At 66.6% G+C, this 8970-nt stretch carries 7 protein-coding genes and 1 pseudogene; all 8 read right to left on the bottom strand.

All coding sequences use genetic code 11. From position 1 onward, the window contains the following. Window positions 1-603: pseudogene (locus tag ABFP37_RS17580) on the bottom strand (hypothetical protein); the annotation flags it as partial. A 125-nt stretch (window positions 604-728) separates the two neighbouring features. Then, on the bottom strand, window positions 729-1508 hold the full coding sequence (locus ABFP37_RS17575; protein WP_347034344.1) for an AEC family transporter: 780 nt from the start codon (window positions 1506-1508) through the stop codon (window positions 729-731). A 91-nt stretch (window positions 1509-1599) separates the two neighbouring features. Beyond that, entirely contained in the window at window positions 1600-2928 is a 1329-nt protein-coding gene (locus tag ABFP37_RS17570; protein WP_347034343.1) for an enolase C-terminal domain-like protein, read from the bottom strand. After that, the gene (locus tag ABFP37_RS17565) at window positions 2925-4541 is read right to left on the bottom strand and encodes an aldehyde dehydrogenase (NADP(+)) (protein WP_347034342.1); all 1617 of its coding nucleotides are present in this window, start codon (window positions 4539-4541) and stop codon (window positions 2925-2927) included. The genes ABFP37_RS17570 and ABFP37_RS17565 overlap by 4 nt, the downstream gene beginning before the upstream one ends. Before the next feature lie 35 nt (window positions 4542-4576). Beyond that, complete coding sequence (gene kdgD / locus ABFP37_RS17560) at window positions 4577-5491, bottom strand: 5-dehydro-4-deoxyglucarate dehydratase (protein WP_347034341.1); 915 nt, start codon at window positions 5489-5491, stop codon at window positions 4577-4579. Between the two features lie 174 nt (window positions 5492-5665). Then, window positions 5666-6958 carry a glucarate dehydratase family protein gene (locus tag ABFP37_RS17555; protein WP_347034340.1) on the bottom strand — a complete coding sequence of 431 codons (1293 nt, stop codon included), beginning with the start codon at window positions 6956-6958 and terminating at the stop codon, window positions 5666-5668. 74 nt (window positions 6959-7032) lie between these two features. After that, window positions 7033-7434, bottom strand: coding sequence for a universal stress protein (locus ABFP37_RS17550; protein ID WP_347034339.1), 402 nt, complete (start codon window positions 7432-7434; stop codon window positions 7033-7035). After that, window positions 7431-8963: a tripartite tricarboxylate transporter permease gene (locus ABFP37_RS17545; RefSeq protein WP_347034338.1), complete on the bottom strand. Its 1533-nt coding sequence runs from the start codon at window positions 8961-8963 to the stop codon at window positions 7431-7433. Before ABFP37_RS17545 ends, ABFP37_RS17550 begins: the two co-directional genes overlap by 4 nt. Window positions 8964-8970: the final 7 nt, after the last annotated feature.

Genomic DNA, 8970 nt, shown 5'->3' with positions numbered 1-8970 from the left:
GGTGTTCCGGCACCCGTCATCGGCCGGCGACACCGCCGGGACAGAGCCGGAAGAGCACGTGGCGGCGGAGCTTGGCCCCGCGGAACCGGCGGCGGAGCTGGAGGCACCAGCAGCGGCGGTGCCGTCGTCATCCGCGGCTTCGGTGTCGTGGCCCCAGCCGGTGGTCCAGCCGGCGGCTTTGCTTGCGGGTCCGGCGGCGTTGATCGTTTCGGTGCGGGTCCGGTCCACGGCCCCCGCACTGAGGAGTTGCAGGTGCTCGGCCCGGCGGGCGATCTCTTCGGCGAGCCCGGCGAAATCCGCGGCCTCCGCGAAACCGGCCGGGGCCAGCTCACCGGGTGCGGATTCGACGGCGGCCTCCAGCAGCACCAGGCAGCACTCGAGGTAGTCGCTCGCGCTGCCGCTGAAGGCTGAATCCGTGAACGACGCAGCGGTGACAGACCGGCCGGCGGCAGCACCGCCGTCGGACGCCACGCAATCCGTGCGGAAGGCAGAAGCAGGAACGCTGCGCAGCCGGCGGCTCCGCAGCAGGGCAACCGCGCCAAGGCCCGGCGTGACCGCCCGGCCCGCGGCGTAACCCGCTGCGCATTCCCCAATGGCTTCCATAGGGAAACTCTCCCAGAGGGGTCAGACAATTAAGCCGCGCCGGCCTGCAAGGAGGGTTGCCAACCAGGACAGCTAGGAGGGGCGCCCTATCTATCCACCGACCCCGTACCTGCAACAGCAAGTACCTATCCGACAGCCCACGCCACCAGCAGCAGTGCACCCACGCTGAGGAGCGTGGTGCAGAGGATGACATCCCTGGCCACGCTCATGCCCCGGCCGTAGGGCGATGCGAAAAGAAAGACGTTCTGGGCGGTGGGGAGCGCGGCCATGATCACGCTGGCGAGCAGGTGCTGCCCCTCGAGTCCGAAGACGAAGCGGCCCAGCACCCAGACAATGAGGGGCATCACGGCGATCTTGAGGAAGGTTGCCACGAGCGTTTCGGTGCGGCCGTCGTCCTTCTGCAGGGGAGCCTTGCCGGCCAGTGACAGTCCAAAGGCGAGCAGGACCATGGGGACTGCACCGCCGGCCAGCATGTCGATCGGCTTCTGCAGCAGATCCGGCGCCGTCCAGCCGGTCAGTGTCACCGCGGCGCCGAGCCCGGAGGCGATGATCATCGGGTTGGCGAAGGGCTGGACCAGCAGCCGCCTCCAGGAAATCTTCGAGCCCCCTGCCAGCCCCAAGACGGTGAGGTAGAACGGGGCCATGACAAGGATCTGCACCAGCAGCACCGGCGCCACATGCTGGGCCGTGCCCACCGCGTAGAGGGACACGGGAATGCCGATGTTGTTGGCGTTGGCGTAGCTGCCGGCCACCACCGTGAAGAGCAGGGCCGGGTTGGTGATGTAGAAGGCCGTGCGGGTGAGCGCGCCCTGGACCTCGGGGCCCAGGATCCGCAGCCTGGCCGCCAGATAGCCGACGGCGATGACCGCGGAGACGATGAGTATTCCGGAGACAACGCCGAGCACTCTGCGCCCTTCTATTTATCTGTGTACACGTGGCCGAACGGCCGAGCCTCATGTGGGGGAGGCCCGGCCGTGCGGAAGGACTAGTTACTTTCTACCGCACCAGGCAGGGTCGCTTCGGGTCGAAGGACCAGCCGTCGATGTAGTACTGCATGCCGATGCTGTCGTCCCGGGCGTCGAGGCCGTGCTTGAGGTACAACTGGTGAGCCTTGTCCAGGGCCTCGCGGTCCAGTTCGATGCCGAGTCCCGGGGCGTCCGGAACCTCGATGGCGCCGTCCCTGATCTGCAGTGGCTCCTTGGTCAGGCCCTGGCCGTCCTGCCAGATCCAGTGCGTGTCCAGCGCCGTGATCTCGCCCGGTGCGGCGGCTCCGGTGTGGGTGAACATGGCCAGCGAGATGTCGAAGTGGTTGTTCGAGTGCGAGCCCCAGGTGAGGCCGAACTCGTGGCACATCTGCGCCACCCGGACGGATCCGTGCATCGTCCAGAAGTGCGGATCGGCCAGCGGAATGTCGACGGCGTTGCTGCGGATGGCGTGCGACATCTCCCGCCAGTCCGTGGCGATCATGTTGGTGGCCGTCTTCAGGCCGGTGGCGCGGCGGAATTCGGCCATCACTTCGCGGCCGGAGAAGCGCCCCTCGGCGCCGCAGGGGTCCTCGGCGTACGCGACGACGCCCTGCATCCGCTTGCCGAGCCTGATGGCTTCCTCAAGGAGCCAGCCGCCGTTGGGATCGAGCGTGACTCGCGCTTCGGGGAAGCGCTTGGCTAGCGCCGTGACCACGTCAACCTCGTCATCGCCGGACAGTACTCCGCCCTTGAGCTTGAAATCGCTGAATCCGTAGCGTTCCTGCGCGGCCTCGGCCAAGGCAACCACTGCCTTGGGGGTCATGGCCTCCTGGCGGCGCAGCTTCTCCCACCGGTCCGACGGCGCGTCCTCCACGAGGTAGGGCAGATCGGTACTGCTGTGGTCGCCGACAAAGAAGAGGTAGCCCAGCATGGGCACCGACGTCCGCTGCTGGCCGTCGCCGAGTAGCTCGGCGACCGGGACGCCGAGGAACTGGCCGTGGAGGTCCAGGAGCGCGGACTCGACGGCGGTGACTGCGTGGACGGTGGTGCGCAGGTCAAATGTCTGCAGGCCGCGGCCGCCGGCATCACGGTCGGCGAATTCGGCCGCGATGTCGCGCAGCAGGGACCGGTAGCGCGCCACCGGCTTGCCGGTGATCAGTGCCCCGGCCTCCTCGATGGTAGTGCGGATCTTCTCGCCGCCGGGCACTTCGCCGAGGCCGGTGCGGCCGTCCGAATCGGTCACGATGACGATATTCCGGGTGAAAAACGGTCCGTGGGCGCCGCTGAGGTTCATCAGCATGCTGTCGTGGCCGGCGACCGGGACCACTTCGACGCGGGTGACGGTGGGCTGCGTGCTCATGCGTTGACCTCATCCTCTGCGTCGGCTGCGGCTTCGACCATGCCGTCGATCCGGCGGTTCAACTGCCACGGATTGGCGTCCTGCAGCGATGCCGGCAGCAGTTCCTGCGGCAGGTTCTGGTAGGCGACAGGCCGGAGGAAGCGGTTGATGGCCAGCGTGCCCACGGACGTGGTGCGCGTGTCCGATGTCGCGGGGAAGGGGCCGCCGTGGACCATGGCGTGGCCCACTTCGACGCCGGTGGGCCAGCCGTTGACGATGATGCGGCCCACCTTCTGCTCGAGCGCCGGCAGCAGGCGTGCCGCCGTCGGGTAGTCCTCTTCGGTGAGCTGCAGCGAAGCGGTGAGCTGCCCTTCGATCCGCTTGGTCGCCTCAATCAGTTCCTCGGCCGTGGAGTAGCGGATCACCAGGCTGGCCGCGCCGAAGATTTCGGCGTGCAGCACATCGTTGGACACAAACTCTGGGATATCGGTGCCAAAGATGGTGGGGGCCGGCGCGTTCTCGGTGGCACCCTCGGTGCCTTTTCCGACGACGCTGACGTTGTGGGCGCCGCCGAGCGCCTCGGCGCCGGAGTTCCAGGACGCGGCGATGCCTTCGGTCAGCATGGTCTGGCCGGCGCAGGCGGACACGGCGCGTCCGACGGCGGCAGCAAGTTTGTCGCCAGCCTCACCGGCGGGCGCGAACAGGAGGCCGGGGGACGTGCAGAGCTGCCCTGAGCTGCCAGTGACGGCGGTGACGTACTGCTGGGCCAGCGCGTCAATTTTTTCGGCGGAGCCGTTCAGCGCGCCGGGGAAGACGAAGACCGGGTTGAGCGATGACATTTCGGCGTAGACGGGAATCGGCTCGGGGCGCGCGGCCGCCGTACGCATCAGGGCGATGCCGGCGCTCTGGGAACCGGTGAAGCCGACGGCCTTGATGACGGGATCCGCCACAAGGGCCTGGCCGATGCTGCTGCCGGGCCCGTAGATGAGGGAGAACACGCCGGGGTGAAGGCCGATTTTCTCGACGGCCTTCACAATGGCCTGGCCCACCAGTTCGCTGGTGCCGGGGTGGGCGTTGTGGGCCTTGAAGACCACCGGGCAGCCGGCGGCGAGCGCCGAGGCGGTGTCTCCTCCCGCCGTCGAAAAGGCAAGTGGGAAGTTGCTCGCGGCGAACACGGCCACCGGGCCGAGTGGGATCTGGCGCTGGCGGATGTCGGCGCGCGGCAGGGGCTTCCGGCCCGGCAGGGCCGGATCGATCCGGACGCCGCGGAAGTCGCCCTGGCGGACCACGTTGGCGAACAGCCGCAGCTGGCCCGTGGTGCGCGCACGCTCACCCTGCAGACGGGCAGCCGGCAGCCCGGTTTCCCGGCCGGCGCGGATGATCAGATCGTCGCCGATGGCTTCGATGTTGTCCGCGATTGCGTCCAGGAAGGCGGCGTGGGTATCGGGGTCCAGCGTGCTGAAGGACTCGAAGGCCTCCGCCGCAGCCGCGGTGGCTGCCTTGAGCTGATCTTCGGTGATCAGCGTGTAGGCAGGGGCGAGCTGTTCGTTGCTGGCGGGGTCGAAGCCGAAGGCGGTTTTGCCTTCGCCGGCGACCGGCTGGCCGGCAATCAGGGAGTGTCCGGTGAGGGTCACGGTGGTTCCTCCTTAGGAGACGTGGATCAGGTGGATCAGGAAACGGTGGCGATGAGGGCTTTGAGGTCGGCGAGGTCCTGCGGTGCCAGGTTCTGCAGCGGCGGGCGGACTCCGCCGGCCGAGCGGCCGATCGCGTCGAGGCCGCCCTTGACGATGGAGACAGAGTAGCCCTTCACGCGATCACGGATGTCCAGGTAGGGGATGACGAACTCGTTGAGCTTCTTGTTGACGGCCGCGCGGTCTTGGTTGCGGACATCCTGGTAGAAGTCGAGGGCGAACTGCGGCACGAAGTTGTACATGGCGCTGGAGTAGGTGCTCATGCCGAGCTGCAGCAGCGGAAGCGCGAAGGTTTCGGCCGTGGGGAGGCCGCCGAGGTAGAACAGGCGGTCGCCGAGCTTGGCGTAGACGCGGGCGTCGTGCTCGAGGTCGCCCACGCCGTCCTTGAATCCGATCAGGTTCTCGTTGCGGTCGGCCAGCGTGGCCACCGTGGTGTCCTTGTAGATCGCGTTGGCGCGGTTGTAGATGATCACGCCGAGCGATGTCGCCTTGCAGATGGCGCTGACGTGCTCGATCAGGCCGCCTTGGTCTGCTTCGGTCAGGTACGGCGGGAGAAGCAGGATGCCCTCGGCCCCGGCGGCTTCGGCCGCTTTGGCGTTTTCGATGGCCTGAGCCGTGGATCCGCCCGCTGACGCCAGGACCGGAACCAGGCTTCCGACTTCCTCGACGGCGGCACGCACCACGCGTGCCGACTCGGAGGGGGTGAGTGAAAAGCCTTCGCCCGTGCCGCCGGCTGAGAAGAGGCCCGCCACCGGGTAGCTGGCCTGCCAGGCCAGGTGCTTGCGGTAGTTCTCTTCGTCGAACTGCAGCTGGGCGTCGAAGGATGTCACCGGAAAGGAGAGCAGTCCTTCCTTGAGGACATTGGCGAGTTCCTGGGGTGAGTATTTTGCCACGGAATGGTCCTTGGAGTTGGCGCCGCGGGCGGCGGAGGTGGTGTGGTTCCTTTTCAGCCTAGGCAGCTAATTCATGCCTGTCTAAGCCTATTTATGTATTGATTGATACCCTTTAGGCATTGCTTGGCTGCGGGGTTGGCCGGCCGTCCACCGTGAACGTACTAGTCCGGTCATTCACCATCGCGGGGTTACCAGCTCGTAGTCGGGGTGGACACTCTGCATGTAGCCCGTGTCGTCTCGGTTCTGCATGCCGGACTTCATGTACTGCTCGTGGAGGCGTGCCAAGGCCTCACGGTCCAGTTCCACGCCCAGCCCGGGCGCGGTGGGAACGCCGACGGCGCCGTTGCGGAAGACCAGGGGTCCCTGCACGATGACATCCTCGTCGGGTTCCTTCCACGGCCAGTGCGTATCGCAGGCGTAGTCCAGGTTCGGCGTGGCGGCGGCCAGGTGGACCATGGCGGCCAGGCTGATGCCCAGGTGCGAGTTGGAATGCATGGACAATCCAAGGCCGAAGGTTTCCGATATGCCGGCCAGCGACTGGGACCGGCGGAGGCCGCCCCAGAAGTGGTGGTCCGAGAGGATGACGTCGACGGCGCCGGCCTCAACGGACGGAGGCACGTCGCCGAAGCTGACCACGCACATGTTGGTAGCGAGGGGCATGGACACGTTGCGGCGCACCTCGGCCATGCCGGCGAGGCCCGGAGTGGGATCCTCCAGGTATTCCAGCACGCCGTCTAGGTCCTTGCCCACCCGGATGGACGTGTCCACGGTCCAGGCGGCATTGGGGTCGATGCGCAGCGGCAGGTCCGGGAATTCGGCCCGGAGTGCCTTGATGGCGTCCACTTCCTGCTCGGGAGGGAACACTCCTGCCTTGAGCTTCAGGGCGGTGAAGCCGTATTCGTCCACCATGCGGCGGGCCTGCCGGACGATTCCCGCGGGATCCAGTGCGGCTCCCCAGGAGTCTTCCTGGTGGCCGGGGTGCCCCGCCCATTTGTAGAAGAGGTATCCGCTGAAGGGGATCTCGCTCCGGACCGCACCTCCGAGCAGGTCGCTCACGGGACGTCCGAGGATCTTCCCCTGGATATCGAGGGAAGCAACGTCGAAAGGGGACAGCACTCGGTCCGGGGTGCTGGAACCGGTCACCATTCCCGACATCCCGTGGCCGCCGACGGTGTTGTCGGCAGTGAGGGCCCTGGTGACCCGCTGGCGCATCTCGTTGATGTTGAAGACATCGGTTCCGGCCAGGGCCGCAGCGGCGAGTTTTAGCCGGCTAATGTGCGGGGCATCCCCGTAGGTCTCTCCGAGGCCGGAGATACCGGTGTCGGTGGTGATCTCCACGATGGCCCGCAGCGCGAAGGGCTCGTGCACGCCCACCGCGTTAAGAAGGGGCGGATCCTTGAATGCCACCGGGGTGATGGCGATGTCCTTGATGCGGTGTGGCCCGGTGGGGCTGAGGGGGCGGTTCACGGCTCTGGTGACTCCTGGCTTCATAGCCCGGCGGCGGAGAAATCAACGCCGGGCGGGGACTGCAATGGGTGGGGTTAGGATCTTTCCCGGACTTTGACCGCCAGCACTGGCCGGTCCGCCTGCAGCAGGATCCGCTGGGAGTGGCTCCCGAGGATGAACTTTCCGACCTGGGACCTCCTGCGGAGACCGATGACGATCAGGGAGGCATCGATCTCGTCGGCGATGTCAATGAACTCGTCGGTCAGGTCGTCGGTGTGGCCAGGCTGCCGGATTGTTGCCTGGACGCCGGCCACTTCGGCCCGCCGCAGCAGCTCCGTGACCTGTTCCACCGAGGCGAGGGCGGCGTCGACGGGCGCTCCCTTGCGTGGTGAATTGAGGATGACGATGCTCTCGCGTCGCAGCTGGCCTTCGGCGATGCCTGCCTCAAGGGCCGCCTCGCCCTCGGGCGTGGGCAGGTAGCCGATCAGAATTGTCATACTCGTTCCTTTTCTTCATGCCGGGCTTCGACGGCGGGTGCGGTGGTCCGGGTCCTCTTGAAGGCCTTCTGGAGCAGCGGCAAAAGCATCACCACAAGGAAGACCAGCAGCAGGACGCCGGAGATGGGCCGGCCAATGAAGCCGGCGGGGTCGCCTCCGAAGAGGAGGAGGGAGCGCCTCAGGTTTTCCTCGAGGAGGGAGCCGAGGACGAAGGCCAGCACCAGCGGACCGGGCTCGAAGCCGAACTTCTTCATCAGGTATCCGAGGATGCCGAAGACAATGACCAGCCAGATATCAAAGATGCTGTTGTTGATGGTGTAGACGCCGATCAGCGTGATGAGCACCGTGATCGGAGCGAGGATGGCCGCCCGGACCCGCAGGATCTTCACGAAGATGCCGACCAGGGGGATGCTCATGATGAGCAGCAGGATGTTGCCGATGTACATCGAGTTGACCACGCCCCAGAAAAGCTCCGGATCGTCCTGGACGAGCTGGGGCCCCGGCGTGACGCCCTGGATCAGCAGCGCACCGAAGATGATAGCCATGGTGGCGTTGGCGGGAATGCCCAGGGTCAGCAGCGGAATGAACGAGGACGTCGCGGCGGCGTTGTTGGCGCTTTCCGGTGCGGCGACACCTTCGACTGCGCCGCGGCCGAAGCGTTCGGGGTTCTTGGCCCGCTTCTTTTCCATGGCGTAAGCCGCGAGTGAGGCGATGGTTGCGCCGCCGCCCGGCAGGATCCCGAGGAAGAAGCCCAATAGGGATCCCCGGCCGATTGCGCCGGACGATTCCTTCAGGTCCTTGCGGGAGGGCCAGACGTTTGCCACCTTGGCCGGCGCCTGGACCTTGTTGTGCCGTTCCTCGAGGTTGTACAGGATTTCACCCAGGCCGAAAATGCCCATGGCGATCGGTACGAAGTCGAGGCCGTCGGCGAGGGACAGGTTATCGAACGTGAACCGTGACTCGCCGGTGAACGTGTCGCGGCCGACCGTGGCCAGGAGCAGCACAAGCGACGCGGCGATGATGGATTTCAGCTTGCTGCCGTTGCTGACCGTTGCCACCAGAAGGATGCCCAGCATGGCCAGGGCGGTGTACTCCGGCGGTCCGAAATCCAGGGCGAATCCGGCGACGACGGGTGCCAGAAGGGTCAGTCCAATGATCGAGACGGTGCCGCCGAAGAAGGAGCCGATGGCCGCGATGCCGAGGGCGGTGCCGGCCTTTCCCTGACGGGCCAGGGCGTAGCCGTCAAAGACGGTCACCACCGAGGATGCTTCGCCGGGCAGCCGGAGGAGCACGGACGTGATGGTTCCGCCGTACTGGGCCCCGTAGAAGATGCCGGACAGCATGATGATGGCTGTCACGGGCTCGACGCCGTACGTCAGCGGGAGCAGGATGGCGATGGTCGCTGCCGGGCCCAGGCCTGGCAGTACGCCGATGAGCATTCCGATGACGACGCCGATGAGGCAGTAGAGGAGGTTCATCGGTTCCAGCACGACGCCGAAACCGTTGATGACCGGTGCAAGAAAGTCCATGAGGTTC

It is taken from the genome of Burkholderia sp. RS01, assembly GCF_039748055.1.
Taxonomy (GTDB): Bacteria; Actinomycetota; Actinomycetes; order Actinomycetales; family Micrococcaceae; genus Arthrobacter.
Note: the sequence above shows the minus strand (reverse complement) of the source record. Positions and strands in the feature narration are given on the sequence as shown.